This window comes from Paenibacillus polygoni (assembly GCF_030263935.1).
GTDB lineage: Bacteria > Bacillota > Bacilli > Paenibacillales > Paenibacillaceae > Paenibacillus > Paenibacillus polygoni.
This window is the reverse complement of sequence record NZ_CP127162.1, coordinates 2,460,525-2,479,448: the sequence shown is the minus strand read 5'-3', so window position 1 is coordinate 2,479,448 and position 18,924 is coordinate 2,460,525. Positions and strand designations below refer to the sequence as shown.

Sequence of the window (18,924 nt, the reverse complement as noted above, 5' to 3'; positions counted from 1 at the left end):
GATTATCGATCTGATACATATCTAAATAGTGATTAGATGTACTGGTTAAATGGAGTGGTATCCCCTTGTTGGGGTATCGCTCCATTTTTGTGTGTTAATTCTACAGATACAGCACTTTCACTTGTTTTAAGTTCTTACCAGCTTTGCAATTCAGCCGCGAATTAGACCTTGTCGTTTACTATGACTTACCGAGCATTTCTGTTTACATGCTTACTTTCATAAAAATGTTCATTTTGTACTATTTTATCATCATGATAATCCTAACGTACCGATCATCCTCTACGTTACAATGACATCAGTATAAGACAAGATTAAGATTTAGATTAAGAGAGGGAGACTGTGATGTATAAATTTAAAAAATATCAGAAACCTGAGGTTTTGCAAAATCATTTAAATCTTGGAGGAGAAAATCCTGCAGGAGAAAAGATTAATGTAACAAGTTTATATATTACACGCAATGGTAAGCCTTCTATTCCGGTCATGGGTGAATTTCATTATTCCAGATATAATAGAAGTGACTGGTATGAAGAGCTTTGTAAAATGAAAGCAGGCGGAATTACGCTTGTATCTACCTATGTGTTCTGGATCTATCATGAAGAGAGCGAAGGGGTATTCGACTTCTCAGGTGACAATGATCTCCGTGCTTTTATATTGGAATGTAAGAAGGCTGGACTTGAAGCTGTCATAAGGATTGGACCATGGGCGCACGGCGAATGCAGAAACGGCGGACTTCCGGATTGGCTGCTCCAGAAACCATTTAAGCTGCGTGAGAACAATCCAGAATATCTTAAGAAAGTACATATCTTTTATGAAAATATTTCGAAGCAGGTACAAGGACTTTTCTATAAAGATGGAGGAAACATCATTGCCGTTCAGTTGGAGAATGAATTAACCAATGATGCTGAGCATCTGGCCACCTTAAAAGAAATGGCTGTGGAATGCGGCATGATTGCTCCAATATATACGGTAACTGGATGGAATGCTGTGGAGGGAGCTCGAATTCCTGTTGATGAGGTGTTTCCTGTATTTGGAGGATACTGCGATGCCCCATGGGACGATCATCTAAATCAACTTCCGCCATCTCCTCATTATTTCTTTACTGGTATGAGAAATGACACAGGCATAGGAGCTGATCTCCTTCCTCAAGCAATTGAAGAAGATGGTCAATGGCGATTGCCATATGAAAGATATCCATTTGCAACTTGCGAATTGGGTGGAGGTATTCAAGTCACACATCACCGCAGACCAATAATTAAAGGTATGGATATTTACAGCATATCGCTTGTAAAGCTTGGTGATGGTAACAATCTGATTGGCTACTATATGTACCATGGTGGAACCAATAAAATTGGCAAGCTGTCGACTTTCCAGGAATCAAAAGCAACAGGTTATCCGAATGATTATCCCATTCTTTCATATGATTTTCAGTGTGCATTATCGGAGTATGGAGAAGTTCGAGAGCAGTACAGACTGCTGAATATCCTTCATTTGTTTGTACAGGATTTTGAGGAAACACTTGCACCGATGACCAGAGTAGAAGCTGAGAATTCAGTTTCTAGAGAGGATACTACCTCATTACGATATGTGATGCGGACAGATGGTAAGAGTGGATATGTATTTGTTAACCATTATCAAAGGCTTTCTAAGCTTAAGGATGTGCGGAACGTTATAATTGATACAGGCAGTGTCATATTCCCGTCGATTAATGTATGTGGTGAAGTAAGCTTCTTCATGCCGTTCCATATGGAGTTGTCAGGTATTATTCTTGACTATGCCACAGCGCAACCGCTATGCAGAAAAGGAGATACCTACTTCTTTGCGCAAATTCCAGGAATTACACCAGAATATCAATTTAGTGATGGACAGAATATAACAGCTCAGGCGGGGTTTGAATCTGCATTTCAGGTCAACGGCACCACTGTTGTTACACTTAGATGGGATCAGGCACGTTATCTGCGCAGACTGGATGGGGAGCTTTATGTAGGTGATGGATGTGACCTGTACAAAGTTGCTGGTGAAATTCGTTCTGTGGAAGACGGTGAATTCCAATATTGGTATTGGAATGGTGTAAGATTTAACCGAAATTCTATTCAGCAATCTTATACAGCACCTGCTATTACGTATTATGATGTAGAACAGCCACCTTTTGAACCGAAACATACAGAGCAACTTCATATAGACGGGGAGCGAAAAGTCAAATGGCAAAAAATTTCCGTTACAGGATCAGAGGGGTTCTTAGATATTGATTACTATGGCGATGTAGCACAAATCTACGCAGATGAAGAACTCGTTGCTGACAGTTATTATTATGGAGATGTGTGGAGAGTACCAGCAAGGTTGTTGAATGGAAAGCAATGTTACCTTGCGGTATCGGAAATGCGAGACGATTTCTATAGAGAGTTTGAAAGCAAGAACCGTTAAGAAAGTTATACAGCAGATTTGAAGCAGCGTAGATTTATTAACATGAGTTCACTTATTTAAAAACCAGGATCCTACATTTGAGAGGGTTCTGGTTTTGTTTAACGATGGGTAATAACCATGAACTAAGTTCATCACCTCATGGGGATTAATCAATCCTCAGTTCATTTCCATTAATTACTGATCTATAATTACATATAAGTCTAAGATTAGAATATAACTACATTCAGATTGCAGTACTTCAGAATAGTATTGTTGTCTCATTTTGAAGGAGAGATCTAAGAGGAGCATGTTACCGTTCAGGCTTTTTCATAATAAAGGCAAAATCGAATTACCATTGTCATTATATAGCTGCGGATTACATCACCAGCACATGATGCATCGGCCTATTGGTTATCCAACATTTCAGTGCATGATTTGCTTTGGAGGATCAGGGACCTTTCACTTTGAAAACATGCCTTATATTAAGATGAAAAGGGGAGATATCTTATTTTTGCCAGGCAAACTCGCTCATGACTATGGTCCATCGGCAACTGAACTCTGGCTATTAGGATATATGGGTATTGAGGGAAGCTTTGTTGAGCCCCTTGTTAACGCACTGCAACTTACAATTATGAAACCAATCTCAGTGAATGAATCAAAGATACAGCAGCTTGAATCAGATATCAAGGAGCTATGGCATATAAGTGAACCTAAGGAGAGCGATCCATATCATACCGCTTCTACGAAAATATATAGTATGTTAACGTACATTGCTACAGCGACTCAAAGCGAGAAGCCAATGCAAAACTATCGAAGCAGCACAAGCGCCAAAGAAATGCTTCGCGCCTCGGTACAATATATGGAACAGCATTATATGGAAGACTTAAGTCTCGCAAATATTGCAGATACGGTCGGTTACTCCAAACAGCATTTTCAACGTAAGTTTAAAGAGATATATGGCGTGAATCCCAGTCACTATCTGCAACGTCTTCGATTGCACAAAGGGGCACAGCTTCTATCTGAACATTCAGAGCTGTCTGTAGGTGAGATCGCGACGATGGTAGGTATGGATTTAAACTATTTTGTACGTATATTCAAACGAGAACATGGAATCACTCCCGCCAAATACCGATTCACGGATTAGTACTACATGTTCCCATTACCGATTAGATGAATATCTATATTAAGGTGGTAAGTTTCAGAAGTAGAGAAATTAAAGATAGCAAAAGAAAATGACTAGAATAAAAAATGGCTTGCCCTCATTGTTACATCGACTTCGTCTATATGGACGGGGTCTTTTTTTGCGAAAAATTAATGATATAGACCAAACTTTTTCACCCCGTTCATTCGTCTTGCCTATGTAACCAAATAAAAGTAAGGATGATACATCATGGATAACATCAAGAATGTAACAAAAAAACGTTATATGCCAGGACTGGATGGACTAAGAGCAATTTCGGTCCTAGCTGTTATGGCCTACCACTTAAATGTGGAATGGGCTTCAGGTGGTTTACTTGGAGTTGCCATTTTTTTTGTACTCTCAGGGTACCTTATTACGGATCAGATCTTACAACAATGGAAACATGATGGCAGACTCCATTTAACAAATTTCTGGATTCGCAGAGCAAAAAGATTATTTCCATCCATGATTGTGATGCTTATTTTTGTTGCCGTTTGGCTTCTCATTTCAGATCCTTCCAGACTGTCTGCTTTGAAAGGAGATTTTGTTTCATCAGCTTTTTACTTTAACAACTGGTATCTTATCTTTCATAAAGTTTCTTATTTTGAAAGTTTTGGTCCGCAATCACCCATAGGTCATCTATGGTCCCTAGCGATTGAAGAGCAGTTTTACTTGTTGTGGCCCCTGCTTTTGTTCGGACTGCTGAACCTGACAAGACAGAGGAAAAACCTTTCTCTTCTCATTATAGGGGGGAGTATAGTGTCAGTGCTTACTATGGTGATATTGTATTCTCCGGGTACAGATCCTAGCAGAGTCTACTATGGTACAGATACGCGTGCTTTTGGTTTACTGATTGGAGCGGCCCTAGCTGTTATTTGTCCGACCGTACCTGCAAGGAGTAGAGTTCCCGCCAACCACTTGAAGTTGATGGATGCCGCTGGTGTACTTCTACTGACTATTCTTTTGTGGATGATTGTCCATACTGATGAATATGGAAGTTTTCTGTATCAAGGCGGACTGTTTCTCGTATCTATACTGACAGCTTTGCTTATCGCTATACTTGCCCATCCGCAGAGCAGACTCGGAGAAATAATGGGGTTACGCCCTGTGCGCTGGATTGGAGTAAGATCTTACAGTCTTTATGTGTGGCATTATCCGATCTTCGTACTTACTTCTTCAAATATAAATTCGGATCAGGGGAGTCTAGTCCGAATGATATTGCAAATCTTAGCTAGCTTTGTGGTCGCTGCTATTTCTTATACCTACATAGAAGAACCGATACGCCGCGGTACTTTTCATCATTTTTGGAAGAGAAGCAGTTTGAAAAGAACACTGACGTACAGGCCATTTCTTCTCCTTGTGGCTAGTCCCTTATTACTGGTTCCTATTTCTTGTAGTGTTCATAAATTTACAGCGACTGATCTAAGCGTATCAACAGAAAAGCAGAATAATTCAACGGTTGTAACTACAGAAACATCTGAGGTTTCTAAAGAACAAGTGATTACGGAACACTCTAACATTCATGAAGGGCATGTAGATGTAGAATCTGAAAATAATCAAGGGAATGATCAAACACAAAAAGACGAATCAAAAGATACATCGTCTGCGGAGAGTCTCTTACAAGGAAATGAGATTACGATTATTGGGGATTCGGTTATTTTAGACGCATTGCCATTTTTGCAGAAGAGTGTGCCGGGCATTGTTATTGACGGGAAAGTAGGCAGACAAATGTCTGTAGCAAAAGATGTCGTTAGTGAACTGCGAGCACGAGGAAGACTGGGTAACGTTGTCGTGATCGAACTTGGGACGAACGGAGCTTTTACAGAAAAACAGTTAGTAGAATTATTAGACTCTCTTGATGACGCGGAGCATATTGTCCTTGTAAATACAAGAGTCCCACGTAAATGGCAGAATCGGGTGAATAAAACAATATCAGAAGCTGCAAAGAAAAATGAGAAGGTTACTTTGCTGGATTGGTATACGGCAAGTGAAGGGAAGTCATTTTTTTATGATGATGGTGTTCATTTAAAAAGGGAAGGCGCTGAGTATTATGCTTCGCTCCTTGTCAAAACGTTGCAGGAACTGAATAAATAGAAGTTATTTTTATTTTATTATTTTTTATCACATGAAAACAAACTTTTTCATAGATCTTAAACGTCTTACCTATGAGCGGACAGAACTTAAGGAGAGAGAAGGGTTACTACGTTGATATGTTTAACAAACGAAAAGAGAAATGGCTGATTACATGTATTACAGAACATAAGGAAAATGTGTACAGAATTGCATTCAGTTATGTGAAGAATAAAGAAGATGCTCTTGATATTGTGCAAGAATCCATATACAAATCTTTGTGTAATGTGGAAACCATTCGCAATCAGGAGTCAGTCAAAAGCTGGTTTTATCGAGTTGTAGTGAACACTTCACTTGATTTTATACGAAAACACAAAAAAGAAATTATTACGGAAGACGAAAAGCTGGAACTACACATTGAAGGCGCTCCAGACCATTATGAGAACATGGATTTGGTTAAGACACTTGATGAACTGCCTTCGAAGTACCGAACTGTCATTATACTTCGCTTTTTTGAGGATATGAAGATAGAAGAAGTAGCTGATGTGCTTGAGGTAAATGTGAATACAGTAAAAACGAGGCTTTATCAAGCACTGAAATTGATTAGATCATCGGATTTTATTCAACATTATGGAGAGGAATAACTCAAATGACAAAACCTAATTTAGAAAAAATCAAGCAGGATTATGCGGAAATAGAAATACCGGATGAACTTGATAGTGTGGTTAACCGTGCCTTGAGATCGAATCGTAGATCGATACGTAAACGTGCATACTCCCGAATTGCTGCAGGAGCTTGTGCTGCTGCTCTAGTGATAGCGATCGGGATTAATACGAGTTCAACGGTTGCAAATGCTTTTGCGGCGGTACCTGGACTGGAAGGGCTAGTTAAAGTGATTTCCTTAAAAACTTATCAAGCTGAGAGTCCAACTCAGGATGTAGATATGGAAGTTTCACAAATAGAAAACCTCTCTAATAAGGAACTGGAAAATGGACTAAATGAGAAATATGTAGAAGAAAATAAACAACGATATCTTGAATTTCAGAAAGAAATGGACCAATTAGAGAACAAGGAGGATGTTCATGCAGGTATTTCTTCAGGATATGAAGTGGTTACTGACAATGAGCAGATCTTCTCCATAATGCGCTACACAGAAAATGTGATGGCTTCTTCTGCAACGACAACACAATATGATACAATTGATAAAATTAATCAAGTACTTATTACTTTACCTAGTCTTTTCAAAGACGAACAGTATATTGAGACCATCAGCGCTAACATTAAAGAGCAGATGAAGACACAAATGAAAGAAGATCCTGAAAAAATTTATTGGATCAAAGGGGAAGATGAAGATAACTTGGCAGAAGGCTTTGACCAGATTTCATCTGAACAAAATTTCTATATTAATGATAACGGCAAGTTAGTCATTGTTTTTGATGATTATGAAGTTGCACCTGGTTATATGGGCACAGTACAATTCGAGATACCTACGGATCTTATTGCAAATGAACTTGTTAGTCATACCTATATCAAGTAAGGAATAGGATGGACTATATGAAAAGCACAAAGATGATATTCATTCATCTTTGTGCTTTTTTTGCCGAGGGACAAGAATATGGTCCCATTGAAAGTCGCCATTTTAGCGGCTTTTTAGTTTTATCGGTACAAGTTCTTGTACCGAGCCATATACCAGCTAATAGCTTGTCAAGATTACCAGTAAAAAATTAATAGAAGAAGGGAAAGATGAAGAGGCTAGAGACATCTATTAATCTTTGGCCAAATTTTATAACAAACCACAAATCAATCTTCAGTGTCCTATACTATCGTCTTATGGGCATTACAGAAAAAATTGGCGAGCAACTTTTATGAATAATTAACGTCACTATCATTAGACATCAGTAGAAGAGGGGAGATAGGAACGTAATGAATAAGGTTTTATCAAGCCTAGTATTAGTTCTGGTGATCTTGGTCAGCTTACCAGGAAGGGCATATATGGAGCAGGCTTCACTGGACATAAGTTTTCAGGACGAGCAATTGGAACAAGCAATAAAGCAGATTTTAGAAAAGAACGAGACTGCCGCCGTTACGCAGAAAGATATGCAATCATTAACCTTACTTGATCTTTCAAGACGAAACTGGAAGCCCAGCGATTAGTGATCGGGAGTAGAACTGCTTATGTAGGGGAGAGATCCTTTGTGCTAAGCGAAGCCCCGTTTATAGCATCGAGCAGAACATATGTCCCGATTCGATTTGTCTCAGAGCGATTGGGTTCGAAGGTAGGGTGGAACCAAAGCAAAAAAGAGGTAACGATCAGCAAAGACAACACGACGATCTGCTGGATAGTGAATGAGAAGAAAGCAACCGTAAATGGAGAAACCGTTTCATTTGATGCAACATTACTGTTGAAGAAAAGCAGTTCGTTTATACCCGTACGCTTAGTGTCTGAGTTGTTAGGATCCCCCGTAGAATACATGGCAAATCCCAAAACGGTTATCATATTTGAACAAAAATAACTTATTCAATTTCTGCTTGATCCCTTCGGCATAAAATGCTGGAGGTTTAGTTGTAGACTTTACTTTGGTTAAAGTATGAAGGGATTTGATTTATCGCTGGGATTAATTAATTCATATAAGGATATATGATTGTTTCAAATAATCTAAGGAATTTAATGAAATAACGGGAGGAAGCATCTTTGAAAAAAACAATAATCATACTAACTCTATCTTTAGTGTGTACTTTAATAATCGGTAGTCCAGCGATAAGCTTCGCCAATTCTTTTACGAATATGGTTGACAACGGAAAAATTGAAAATGGAAGAATGCTAATTCCATTACGTTCAGTTTCAGAGAGATTCGATTCAGAAGTGGTCTGGAACCAGGAAAAGAAAAGCATTACGATTACTCGTGGAAAACGAGAGCTATTGTTGCATATTAATTCTCGCGATGCTTTATTAAATACCGCTGCTTTCAGCCTTGATGTGCCAGCGAAAATTTATAGTGGAACAACCTATATACCAGCTCGTGCCTTTGCTGAAGCGTTTGGGGGAACAGCGCTGTGGTCTCAACAAGAACGAAAAGCAACCATTACGATCGGTCAAGAGCAGGTTTATATTTATACAGAGCCGCTCAAATCTTGGAGAATGAGTCAGGAAAGAATAAATGTACTTAATGAAAAAATTAATGAGGCCACCGATCTCTCAAGCTATTCCCAAATCCGAACACATTTCAGACCTTATTTTACGGACTCATTTATAAACAAGATTATTCACAGTAATGGCATTGAAAATAACGCTATACTAACAAAAATGGCGGATATTACTTACAGCAGTACTACATTAGCGAGAATGCACCAATCTGCTTACTTTGAAAGCGGTCCTATCAACCTAGAACTCGTTGATCGTTATGTATTTTATAAATTTGTTGATAACCAATGGAAGGTAGACGATGTGAACGTGGGCAGGCAAATTATTGTGCCATAGTACGGACAAGAGCAGGATTCTGACCAAATGAATTTATATGTCGTTGATGATAACTTAACAGAAGATTTTAAAAACAGCAGATCCACTTAGGGATCTGCTGTTTTTGTTCAACTAACCGGCAGATTAGTTGAATAGGTCATTACGTACTAATAAGGGGGATGATGAATTTTTGGGTGAAAGAGAAAGAGCATATTCACAAAAAGGATTAATATTAGTAGATAAGAAAATGAAAATAACTAAGAAAAGAGCTCATGTTGCTTCATAACAGAAAACTTGGCTAGAGCAACAGTTTGAAAAATATATTTGATGCAATAAAAACATTCATAAGCAATGGTAAAAAGTATGAAGTTCAAGGTAAATAAAGTCAGACTGCAAAATAGAATTGTAGGCTAACATTGCTTCGTTAAGCAACTGGAAGGATTTTCAAATAAATGCGACGAAACATTAACCTAATAACTCTACTAAGGAGGAAATTGTTAGATGACTGAGCAAATGGTCGAACTGTTGAATCAAGTGTTGAATGAGGTTCAAGCTGTAAAAAAAGAAGTGCTTAATAAGGTGGAAGATGACGAACGCTTTGAAGGTATTATAGATAGGCTTGATGGCGTGGAAGATCGACTTGACGCAATTGAAGATCAACTTGACGCAATTTTGGAAGAATTCGAAGATCAAGAAAATTTGGATTAAGGGAAAACGTTAGTTGTTTAGATAGTCCCAAGGTTTAAGGAGGATTTATGAAAATAGGAGCAAAACTAAACATATGGTCTATGTTATTAATGCTATTCTGCTGGGCAGCAATTTTTATACCTATACCATCAATTCCATTTAATCGACATTACGTCATCTTGACTACATCGATTATTGTGTTCTTTTTAAGTGTGATGGGTCTAGGTTTGATGATTGCAGACCAAGTAGCAATGGAACTGAAAGTCGAAAATATGTTAGCTCCAGATGGTGATGAAGTTAAGGGGGAAACACTTTAAAGGAGAGAGGTATTCATTCTCTGACGGTGCGCCATGGAAGGGGAGAAAGAGATCGAGTTTCACTATTGGACCGAAAGTAAGCAAAAAGATATATATGAAAAGCTTATTTGCCCGATAAAGGGATGACCGTAAAATGTAAGCATGATAAGAATAATCGTCGAGTTAAATTTTTAGGTAATGATATTATGGAAGTCAGGAGGTGAGAGCTATTGGAAAAATACTCAACAATACAAACCGTACTGGAATATATTGAGGACAATGTGGAGGCATGTTTAGACAGTGATACCCTTGCGGAAATCGGCTTTTTGTCGAAATCCCATTTTTTTAAGCTTTTCACCCTTCACACAGGCTACACGCCCATGAATTACGTTCTTAGACGGAAGCTCCATAATGCAGCGAAACGGATGATCACATGCAAGGAGAAGATCGTCGACATCGCTTTCCAGTTTGGATTCGAATCGCATGATGTTTTTAGTCGCGCATTCAAACGTGTCTATGGCATTTCGCCTGAGAGCTACAGGAAGAGAGGATACACATTGCACGAAATGAAAAAAGTGGTGGTGCATAAAGAAAGTGAGAGAGGGCATGAGATGGTGGATGTGCAAATTGTAGAGAGGCCTTCTATGTGCTTTCTCGGGGTTGAGAGACAGATCGGTCATAGAGATGGAGGAGCGACCATCGCGCAGGTTTGGGAACAATATTTTCAAAATTATCAGGATTTATTTAGAAATATTACCAACCGAGTGAAGCCGGAGGAGGATGCAGAATACGCTTTGGCTATATTTGATCAAGATGGAAAGCTAAGTTATTTCGTTGGCTTCGAAGTGGAGAACCTTGAGAATGTTCCTACAGGGGCGGTCGGGAGAGAAGTACCTGCTCTCACTTATGCCAAAGCTACTCATATTGGTCCGCCTGCTGAAACTTTAGGCCAAACCTTGGATTATGTCTATGGAGAATGGTTCGCCAACAACGTTTATCGAACCGCACATCTGCGAGATTCACCTTTTTCTGTAATCGAATACTACGATAAACGTTGTTCTTTGACAGTGCCGGAGATGGATATTTATGTACCTATCAGACCGCCATCCGAGAACAGGATCGAAAACGTGCCATCCTTTGAGGCTATGTATTATCGAGCACTCGGTAACGATTTGGTTAAACTGAAATACGAAGCGTTTGATGTAATGATCAATTGGGTAGAGAAGAATGGTTTCGCAAACGATTCATCCTTCAAATTGGGTGTAAAGTATGGTGAAACAGACGATCACGAATCATTCTGTGAAATATTTTACAAACTCACGGAAGAAAAAGCAGTGTTAATCAATTCTGATAAAGTAAAATTAAAAGCATACGCTGGCGGAACATATGCAGTAGCTCTCGGAGCACACCATTTTCTTGAGAAAGATTGGGCTTCGTTTGTGCGCTGGTTGGAGCAGCATTCCGAATACAAACCGGATGGCGGATGTTATGAAGAGTTTTTGATCGAGAACGGTAAAGTGGACTTTTACACTAACATTCATTTCTATGAAAGGGTAGAGAAAAGGTGATGGTAAGCGCTTACGAAGAGGTGTGCATATGGGAGAAGACCGAGGCCGTACAGACATTGCAAAAATGTGGACTTGGAAAAGGCATGATTGCCATGGATCTGGGTTGTGGCTTAGCTCATTACACTATTCCTGCTGCAATTACTGTTGGTAGCGAGGGGAAAGTAATAGCAGTAGATCATGACAAGAAAATAAACAAAACCACTTATAATCGTCTCATGGATGCTGGTATAACGAATGTTGAAATTGTTTGTGCAAATCATCTTGAATTAAATCACATTCCAGATAGTAGCGTCGATTTTCTTATGATCTATGATATGATACATACGAATCCGAGAATAGAAGTTTATCCGGTAATTAAACGTCTATTGAAAAAGGGTGGAATATAATCTTTCCTAGCCTTTGGTGAGATTCGTATTCGGAAAAGCCCAGAAGGTCAATTAATAAAGTCCGATAAAGGCAAAAACATCACAGATACCTATGATGTTGCCTTAATGAAAATACAAGATGAAATTAATTTCCACGGCTTTGAGCTTGTTAGCATTATAGAGAATGGCGGCGTTCACTTTGACCATTTCCATAGTCCTTACCATTGGAAAAAATATGGTGAGGTTAGATTGAAAACACTCGAACGCGGAAATATATACAATTATATAAATTATAAGTGAAATCTCAATAAACGGCCGCGGCTGATTGCGACCGTTTTTTTGTGGGGAATACGAACTAAATATGATCGTTTGTAAACAAGAGTTAGGATTTACATGTTAGTGTACATATGTACAAAATACGGGTTTTGTGAAAATGTATAAGTGAAAAAGCTTATGGACCTTCTTATTAATCAAACTTATGTTGTTTGTGGTTAGTCTTTACTTCTTTCTTTGTTCATTTGCAGCTTTTTTGTTGCTCTTTACTTTCCATAAGTTTTCAAAATTCTAAACGGGTCGATCACAACTCATACAATCAAAGTCATAATCATTAATTAATAAATTTCCATAATGTTCTTAACCTAATATTATTATTCAATTGAAAATTAATACATCATCTAAATGTGGTCATTAAAAACTCCGACAATGAATCTTCACTCACTCATCTCATTAAATACATTACTTTGATTTCCTTATCTAACCCGATTTTCATCACTTTAGTAACTAATAGTAATACTTTTCTTATAACTCCCACTATATATTCTCTGATCTACTCACCTCATTAATTATATTACCATTATTTTCAATTTTATATTCACTGGATCTTCTGCATGTTCTTTTATGACCTATCACAATACCCTCCTCAAAAAAATCTAAAAAAACCGCAACATGATCCCACCAAATCTCCAATTCAATCACGTGGACTTATTAACTACATGTTAAAAAACATCATAATCCATCCTATTTGACAAAACCAATGATATGACTAGAAATTTTATCATTGGTTTGACACAAGCTTTATAAATCGCGAACAAAAAGATTATACAATGAGTTTGTCTTTCAATAGCGAGCGTCTTCCGTCCGCTTTTGAAAATTACAAATATAATCGGGGGTAATGAATTGAAAAAAAGAATCATGCTTTTCACGTTATTCACTTTAGTCATGGCGCTGATCGCAGGTTGTGGAAATAGTGGCAGCAGTTCACCGCAAAACACATCTACCCTATCCTCTTCTTCGTCAGATGCGGATAACAATGAAACATCGAGTGACAAAGGTGCTGAATCAAAGGAGATTGAGAAGCTCCGAATTAGCTTTGTTCCATCCAAAGATCCAGAGGATATTATTACAGCAACGGATCCGCTAAAAGACTTACTAAAAACACAACTAGCAGCGGAAGGTTTTAATGTTGGAGAAATCAGCATTGATGTAGGCACTACATATGAAGCTGTAGGTGAAGCTTTGACCGCAGGCACGACAGATATCGGATTTGTACCCGGAGGAACTTATGCTCTATACGATGACGGAGCTGACGTTATTTTAACGGCAACACGAGCAGGATTATCTAACGATTCGGAATCACCTAAAGACTGGAACGATAACAAGCCAACGGAACCGACAACTGACCAGGCAACGTATTATCGCTCCCTATTCATCGCAGGTCCTTCCGCTAAAGGACAGGCATTAGCTGAGAAAGTTAACAAAGGCAAAAGTCTGACATGGGAAGATATAAACGATGCGAATTGGGCCGTGATGTCTACCTCCTCTTCTGCTGGATATATTTACCCTACGCTATGGCTTCAAGAAAACTTTAATAAAAGCATTACCGATCTAGCACACGTGGTTACATCGGACTCATACGGCAGCTCCTTTGCCCGTCTAGCAGCTGAACAAGTCGATGTTATTGTCGCCTTCGCAGATGCAAGACGTGACTACAGCGAACAATGGACAAATGAATTTAGTCGCCCTGGCTCGATTTGGGATGAAACCAATGTAATCGCCGTAACGGATGGAATATACAATGACACGATCAGCGTTAGTAAAAACAGCCCTATCATAACCGATGATTTCAAAAAAGCTCTTCAAAATGCTTTTATCTCCATCGCACAAACGGAAGAAGGTAAAAAAGTAATTGCGGTCTACAGCCATGAAGGTTACCAAGCAGCACAATCATCAGACTATGATGCAGAAAGAAAAGCGCAAGAAGTGATTAGAGAAATGAAAAAATAGTAGATTATAAATCTTCTAGGTAGGTAAGTAGCTAAAAAAGCGAGAGCATCGTGATTTTTAAGATGTTCTCCTTTTCTGCTTGGCAGCTGAAGACTATAAGATTGGAGTTTTTCCATGATCGAATTTAAGAATGTTCAAAAGACATACCCAAACGGCACAACGGCTCTAAGCAACATAAATCTAAAGATTGAACAAGGAGAATTTGTAGCCGTCATTGGTTTATCCGGCGCCGGCAAGTCGACACTGATCAGATGTATTAATCGGATGCACGACATAACCGATGGGCAGTTACTAGTAGACCATGTAGATGTATCGAAGTTACGCGGCAAACAAATTCGCCGTTTTCGAAGAAGAATTGGGATGATTTTTCAATCTTTTAATCTTGTCAATCGAATAAGTGTGATAAATAACGTACTCGTCTCCTTCGTACCGGATCTATCCCTATGGCGTAAGCTGACCGGCATTTTTACGAAAGAACAAAAGCTCCTGGCATTAGAGGCTTTAGATAAAGTTGGGATTTTGGATAAGGCTTATATCCGTGTAGACCAGCTATCCGGCGGACAACAGCAGCGGGTCGCCCTTGCCCGTACACTCGCTCAGAATCCAGATATCATCCTTGCGGATGAACCGATCGCTTCTCTTGACCCAGTAACTTCAAAAATCGTGATGGAAGATTTCAAGAGAATTAATCAAACCATGAAGATCTCCGTGATTATGAACATCCATCATGTAGAGGTCGCTTTGGAGTATGCAAACCGTATTATCGGGGTTCGTGCAGGAGAAATTGTATTTGATGGTGCGCCTGCTGAGGTGTCAAAGCGAGTTCTGAACAACATTTATGGAAATGTCTCTGATTCTGAAGAGAATAACGAAGAAGTTGCATCTACGTTAGAGGTGGTTTCAGGACATGTATGATAAACTCTTCCCTCCAAAAAAACTGGTTCTGTCGAACGGGAAAATCATCATGAAAAAAAGATCTCGGCTCCCCTTCATAATCTTGATCCTTGCCGCCCTAACAGTGACATCTACCGAACTGACTGATTTCAATATTTTAATGCTCTTTGACCGGATAGATGAGTTTTTTATGATTATAGGCGAGATGGTTCCTCCTAAATGGAGTTACTTCCCTCACCTTTTGGATGCAATGTTTTCAACCTTGCAAATGTCATTCTTAGGATCTATTATTGGCGCTGCTCTGGCTCTTCCCTTCGCCATGATGGCTTCTTCTAACGTCATCCGTAATAAATCCGTCGTAGCTGTATGTAAAATCATACTCAGCCTGCTCAGAACACTCCCTACGCTGGTAACGGCACTGATCGCTACCTATGTGTTCGGCTTAGGTCCGATGGCAGGACTGGTGGCCATTATGCTCTTTACGCTCTCCTATGTCGGTAAATTAGTATATGAACAGATCGAAAACATCGATATGGGAGCTTTTGAAGCGATGGAATCGATTGGGATGAACCGTGTGGAGGCTTTTCGATATGCGATATTTCCGCAGGTACTCTCTCGTTATCTATCTACTTCTTTATTTTGTTTTGAGGGAAATGTACGATATGCGGCTATTCTCGGATACGTGGGTGCTGGAGGAATTGGCCTGCTGATCCATGAGAACATCGGCTGGCGAGATTATTCTAGAGTCGGAATGATTATTTTGTCGCTGATCGCCACCGTATATGTAATTGAAACCATCAGCGAGCATTTTAGAAAAAAGTTAACTTGAGGAGATTGATTGGATGACAACAATAGAAAGACAAATGCTGGCTTCCCCTCGAAATCACAGGTATGTGCTGACCGTTACGGCGATTGTGCTTATGCTGTTCATCTGGTCTTTAAATACAGTAAGCTTTAAAGACATGAATCAGAATGGATTCGTGATCGCCCTCAACATCCTAAAAGGATTGGGCAGTCCAGATCTAGAGCTGCTGTTTAGCTTATCGAAACAAGGTATCATCTATTTACTTATTCAAACGGCAGCCATTGCTTTTTTAGGTACCCTTGTAGGTGCAGTACTATCTGTTCCACTCGCTTTTTTAGCGGCCTCCAATATTGTACCGAAACCGGTCGCATGGATCACAAGACTGCTCCTTATTATGATACGAACCATTCCAGCACTGGTTTACGGGTTAATGTTCATTCGCGTGTCCGGACCTGGACCATTCACAGGTGTGCTAACCATAGGGCTGACTTCGATCGGCATGTTATCGAAACTCTATGTCGACACGATTGAAGAGCTGGATAAGAAAGTACTAGAGTCAATGACCTCCTTAGGCTGTACAACCTTTGAAAAAATTCGCTTCGGCATCTTACCGCAGCTGTTCTCCTTATTCCTATCGGTTACGATCTATCGGTTTGACATGAACATGCGTGAAGCATCAATTCTTGGATTAGTTGGCGCCGGTGGAATTGGAGCCCCACTGATCTTTGCGATGAACAGCTATCGTTGGAATCAGGTCGGCTCGATCTTAATCGGTTTAGTGGTTCTTATTTTGCTTATCGAATGGATATCCAATCGTCTTCGCTCCAAACTCATTCATGGGTAAGTATCGTTACATAGTGGATATGTGGTTATGTTGTTTTGTGGCTATTCGAAAATGATACAGCAAAAAGCTCCCATCCCATTCAATCCATGGAATTGGAGCTTTTTTTGTAGAAATAGTAGATAACGGAATCAATTTCATAATACCTTTAGTTGCTTTAATCAGGGGTATATATAGATCAAAATGGTTTTGTTTGTCTATATATAGTTACAAATTCATCATTTTAATGAGTTATGAAATTGATTCAACGGTCTTTCTTTTAGAAGACGACCTGCCAGTTGTGATCACATGATGCATAGATAACCTTTCGCTTTCTGATATAATCAGCCAAAATCTCTGTCATGTCTGTCGGTATTTCTCGGATCACAGGTTTATCCATAAGCATTTTGAAGTTGCCTCCTCCACCCGCTCGGTAACTGTTCATCACCACTTCAAAGGAAGCGTCCAGGTCCATAGGAGCACCGTTAAACATCAGCTTACTAACACGGCTCCCTTCGGGTCTTGAGATATCCAGTTCGTATTCGATGCCTTCCCACATGTCATAATTAAAGTGCTGCGGTTTCGGTTCTAGATAGCCCTTAGATACTTGTAATCGCCCGGCGTTCTCCTCGAATGTAAAGTAAAGGGCGTTCTGCTCCAGGGCATCCCGAATATCACGGCCTGTCAGTAGAAGTACCTTCAGGGTATTTGGATAGATATAGTTCGATACGACGTCACGCATGGTGATGTGTTCGGAGAACCCTTTTGCCTTATTGGTAAAAATAGAAGTGCAGGAGATAGCCGCACCTGTGACCTCCATCTGCACTCGATTAATAAATTCAGTGAAGGCATGATCCTTTTGTCTAGCTGTAAATGGATCGGGAATCGATAAGTCGCCCTCCGCTCTGCCAATAGGCTGATCCAGCCATGCCTGTGTATTTCGTTCTGCCTCAGCAAAAAGTGAAAGCACTTCCTGATCTGCTTCCGCTTCGCTTGCATGTATGAGCTGTGCCTTTTTACCGCATATTTCCCATCTGCCCTCCACATCCTGTTCGAATTGAAGTTCCACTTTAGCAATCGCTTGTCCAGCTGAACCAGGCTGCGCATACAATACTCCATTTAATTCACCGGCAAGAAGCCGATGCTGATGTCCCGTTAACAGTACATCCACCCCTTCAAGGTGCATACACATCTCATAGCCCTGATTTTCCCCTGTAAGAGGTTCCGTAGCTTTTCCGGTGACTGGATCACATTCAAATCCTCCGTGGTAGCAGACGACGATTGCATCTGGCTGCTCGGTAATGCGAATATGAGTAATCCACTCTTGTGCAGACGCTAACGCATCTTTGAATTCTAGCCCCCGGATGTTCGCCGAATCTTCCCAGTTAGGAACATAGTGCGTTGTAATACCGAGTACGGCAACACGGACACCTTCCTGCATCGTAAATATACGGTAAGGCGGACCGAATGCAGGTTCACCGCTGGACTCTGTTACGATATTGGCAGATAAATAGGGACACCTGGCGTCTTTCATATGACTGATCAGCAGCTCTAAACCGTAATTGAATTCATGATTACCAAGTACAGCTGCATCGTATGTAAGGTGATTTAACAGTTTCGTTGCTGGATGCATCCCTGTTCTATCGTATCTCGCATAGTAATACATGAAGGGAGTTCCCTGCAAAAGATCACCGTTATCGATAAGCAAGAGATGCGGATCTTTTTCCCGTTCCTTACGAATGATTGTAGACAGTTTCGCAAAACCAAGCGGCATATTCCCTGTCCCCCGATAATCTGTTGGGTAAATGTGACCATGCACATCACTTGTTTCCAGCAGTGTAATGACTACTGTATCTTTTGTCTTCGTATTCACTCTTCTGAATCCCCCCTATGAAATGAAGCCATATATTCTCGTTAAACTCAATTCAAGATCTTCTATTCCTATCTTTCCACTCTTATTATATTGGTAATACAACAACAGATTTTAAACCCTTTGTTATCTACAGGTTAAAAATAAATTATTCAACGGTATGTGTAGAGGTAATCTAAATAAATCCTATAAATAGTTAACATAATATATATTAAGTTCACTTATTTAT

17 protein-coding genes are annotated in these 18,924 nt (G+C 39.7%); 16 read left to right on the top strand and 1 reads right to left on the bottom strand.

Translation table 11 applies throughout. The features are described 5' to 3' along the window. Positions 1-342 precede the first annotated feature (342 nt). The 16 genes from QPK24_RS11985 (at position 343) to phnE (QPK24_RS11910) (ending at position 16,849) form a co-directional block, all read left to right on the top strand. On the top strand, positions 343-2,421 hold the full coding sequence (locus QPK24_RS11985; RefSeq protein ID WP_285741286.1) for a beta-galactosidase: 2,079 nt from the start codon (positions 343-345) through the stop codon (positions 2,419-2,421). Between the two features lie 286 nt (positions 2,422-2,707). Beyond that, positions 2,708-3,544 carry an AraC family transcriptional regulator gene (locus QPK24_RS11980; protein ID WP_320416890.1) on the top strand — a complete coding sequence of 279 codons (837 nt, stop codon included), beginning with the start codon at positions 2,708-2,710 and terminating at the stop codon, positions 3,542-3,544. 246 nt (positions 3,545-3,790) lie between these two features. Next, on the top strand, positions 3,791-5,674 hold the full coding sequence (locus tag QPK24_RS11975; protein WP_285741284.1) for an acyltransferase family protein: 1,884 nt from the start codon (positions 3,791-3,793) through the stop codon (positions 5,672-5,674). Positions 5,675-5,790: 116 nt separating this feature from the next. After that, positions 5,791-6,294, top strand: a complete 504-nt coding sequence (locus tag QPK24_RS11970) for an RNA polymerase sigma factor SigV (protein WP_285741282.1) — start codon at positions 5,791-5,793, stop codon at positions 6,292-6,294. Positions 6,295-6,299: 5 nt separating this feature from the next. Next, the gene (locus QPK24_RS11965) at positions 6,300-7,187 is read left to right on the top strand and encodes an anti-sigma-V factor RsiV (RefSeq protein ID WP_285741281.1); all 888 of its coding nucleotides are present in this window, start codon (positions 6,300-6,302) and stop codon (positions 7,185-7,187) included. A 386-nt stretch (positions 7,188-7,573) separates the two neighbouring features. Further along, entirely contained in the window at positions 7,574-7,804 is a 231-nt protein-coding gene (locus tag QPK24_RS11960) for a hypothetical protein (protein WP_285741279.1), read from the top strand. A 41-nt stretch (positions 7,805-7,845) separates the two neighbouring features. Continuing rightward, positions 7,846-8,163, top strand: coding sequence for a copper amine oxidase N-terminal domain-containing protein (locus tag QPK24_RS11955; RefSeq protein WP_285741277.1), 318 nt, complete (start codon positions 7,846-7,848; stop codon positions 8,161-8,163). A gap of 179 nt (positions 8,164-8,342) precedes the next feature. Next, positions 8,343-9,128: a stalk domain-containing protein gene (locus QPK24_RS11950; RefSeq protein ID WP_285741275.1), complete on the top strand. Its 786-nt coding sequence runs from the start codon at positions 8,343-8,345 to the stop codon at positions 9,126-9,128. 480 nt (positions 9,129-9,608) lie between these two features. Next, positions 9,609-9,815, top strand: coding sequence for a hypothetical protein (locus tag QPK24_RS11945; RefSeq protein WP_285741273.1), 207 nt, complete (start codon positions 9,609-9,611; stop codon positions 9,813-9,815). Between the two features lie 47 nt (positions 9,816-9,862). Beyond that, a complete protein-coding gene (locus QPK24_RS11940) occupies positions 9,863-10,111 on the top strand; it encodes a hypothetical protein (protein WP_285748975.1) in 249 nt (82 codons plus the stop codon). Positions 10,112-10,320: 209 nt separating this feature from the next. Next, positions 10,321-11,658 carry a GyrI-like domain-containing protein gene (locus QPK24_RS11935; protein ID WP_285748973.1) on the top strand — a complete coding sequence of 446 codons (1,338 nt, stop codon included), beginning with the start codon at positions 10,321-10,323 and terminating at the stop codon, positions 11,656-11,658. After that, on the top strand, positions 11,658-12,044 hold the full coding sequence (locus QPK24_RS11930; RefSeq protein WP_285749283.1) for a class I SAM-dependent methyltransferase: 387 nt from the start codon (positions 11,658-11,660) through the stop codon (positions 12,042-12,044). The genes QPK24_RS11935 and QPK24_RS11930 overlap by 1 nt, the downstream gene beginning before the upstream one ends. 1,155 nt (positions 12,045-13,199) lie before the next feature. Next, positions 13,200-14,306 carry a phosphate/phosphite/phosphonate ABC transporter substrate-binding protein gene (locus QPK24_RS11925; RefSeq protein ID WP_407082977.1) on the top strand — a complete coding sequence of 369 codons (1,107 nt, stop codon included), beginning with the start codon at positions 13,200-13,202 and terminating at the stop codon, positions 14,304-14,306. 114 nt (positions 14,307-14,420) lie between these two features. Next, positions 14,421-15,221, top strand: a complete 801-nt coding sequence (gene phnC / locus QPK24_RS11920; protein WP_285748972.1) for a phosphonate ABC transporter ATP-binding protein — start codon at positions 14,421-14,423, stop codon at positions 15,219-15,221. After that, on the top strand, positions 15,214-16,029 hold the full coding sequence (gene phnE, locus QPK24_RS11915; protein ID WP_285748970.1) for a phosphonate ABC transporter, permease protein PhnE: 816 nt from the start codon (positions 15,214-15,216) through the stop codon (positions 16,027-16,029). The genes phnC and phnE (QPK24_RS11915) overlap by 8 nt, the downstream gene beginning before the upstream one ends. Positions 16,030-16,042: 13 nt before the next feature. Then, entirely contained in the window at positions 16,043-16,849 is an 807-nt protein-coding gene (gene phnE / locus QPK24_RS11910; RefSeq protein WP_285748968.1) for a phosphonate ABC transporter, permease protein PhnE, read from the top strand. 256 nt (positions 16,850-17,105) lie between these two features. On the opposite strand, the gene QPK24_RS11905 is transcribed toward phnE (QPK24_RS11910), so the two are convergent. Next, complete coding sequence (locus tag QPK24_RS11905; protein ID WP_285748966.1) at positions 17,106-18,698, bottom strand: bifunctional metallophosphatase/5'-nucleotidase; 1,593 nt, start codon at positions 18,696-18,698, stop codon at positions 17,106-17,108. Positions 18,699-18,924 lie beyond the last annotated feature (226 nt).

Bases quoted from the DNA above. Each gene is read 5' to 3' on its own strand.
- QPK24_RS11985 (WP_285741286.1), top strand. From the start codon at position 343: ATGTATAAATTTAAAAAATATCAGAAACCTGAGGTTTTGCAAAATCAT.
- QPK24_RS11980 (WP_320416890.1), top strand. From the start codon at position 2,708: ATGTTACCGTTCAGGCTTTTTCATAATAAAGGCAAAATCGAATTACCA.
- QPK24_RS11975 (WP_285741284.1), top strand. From the start codon at position 3,791: ATGGATAACATCAAGAATGTAACAAAAAAACGTTATATGCCAGGACTG.
- QPK24_RS11970 (WP_285741282.1), top strand. From the start codon at position 5,791: ATGTTTAACAAACGAAAAGAGAAATGGCTGATTACATGTATTACAGAA.
- QPK24_RS11965 (WP_285741281.1), top strand. From the start codon at position 6,300: ATGACAAAACCTAATTTAGAAAAAATCAAGCAGGATTATGCGGAAATA.
- QPK24_RS11960 (WP_285741279.1), top strand. From the start codon at position 7,574: ATGAATAAGGTTTTATCAAGCCTAGTATTAGTTCTGGTGATCTTGGTC.
- QPK24_RS11945 (WP_285741273.1), top strand. From the start codon at position 9,609: ATGACTGAGCAAATGGTCGAACTGTTGAATCAAGTGTTGAATGAGGTT.
- QPK24_RS11940 (WP_285748975.1), top strand. From the start codon at position 9,863: ATGAAAATAGGAGCAAAACTAAACATATGGTCTATGTTATTAATGCTA.
- QPK24_RS11930 (WP_285749283.1), top strand. From the start codon at position 11,658: ATGGTAAGCGCTTACGAAGAGGTGTGCATATGGGAGAAGACCGAGGCC.
- phnC (WP_285748972.1), top strand. From the start codon at position 14,421: ATGATCGAATTTAAGAATGTTCAAAAGACATACCCAAACGGCACAACG.
- phnE (WP_285748970.1), top strand. From the start codon at position 15,214: ATGTATGATAAACTCTTCCCTCCAAAAAAACTGGTTCTGTCGAACGGG.
- phnE (WP_285748968.1), top strand. From the start codon at position 16,043: ATGACAACAATAGAAAGACAAATGCTGGCTTCCCCTCGAAATCACAGG.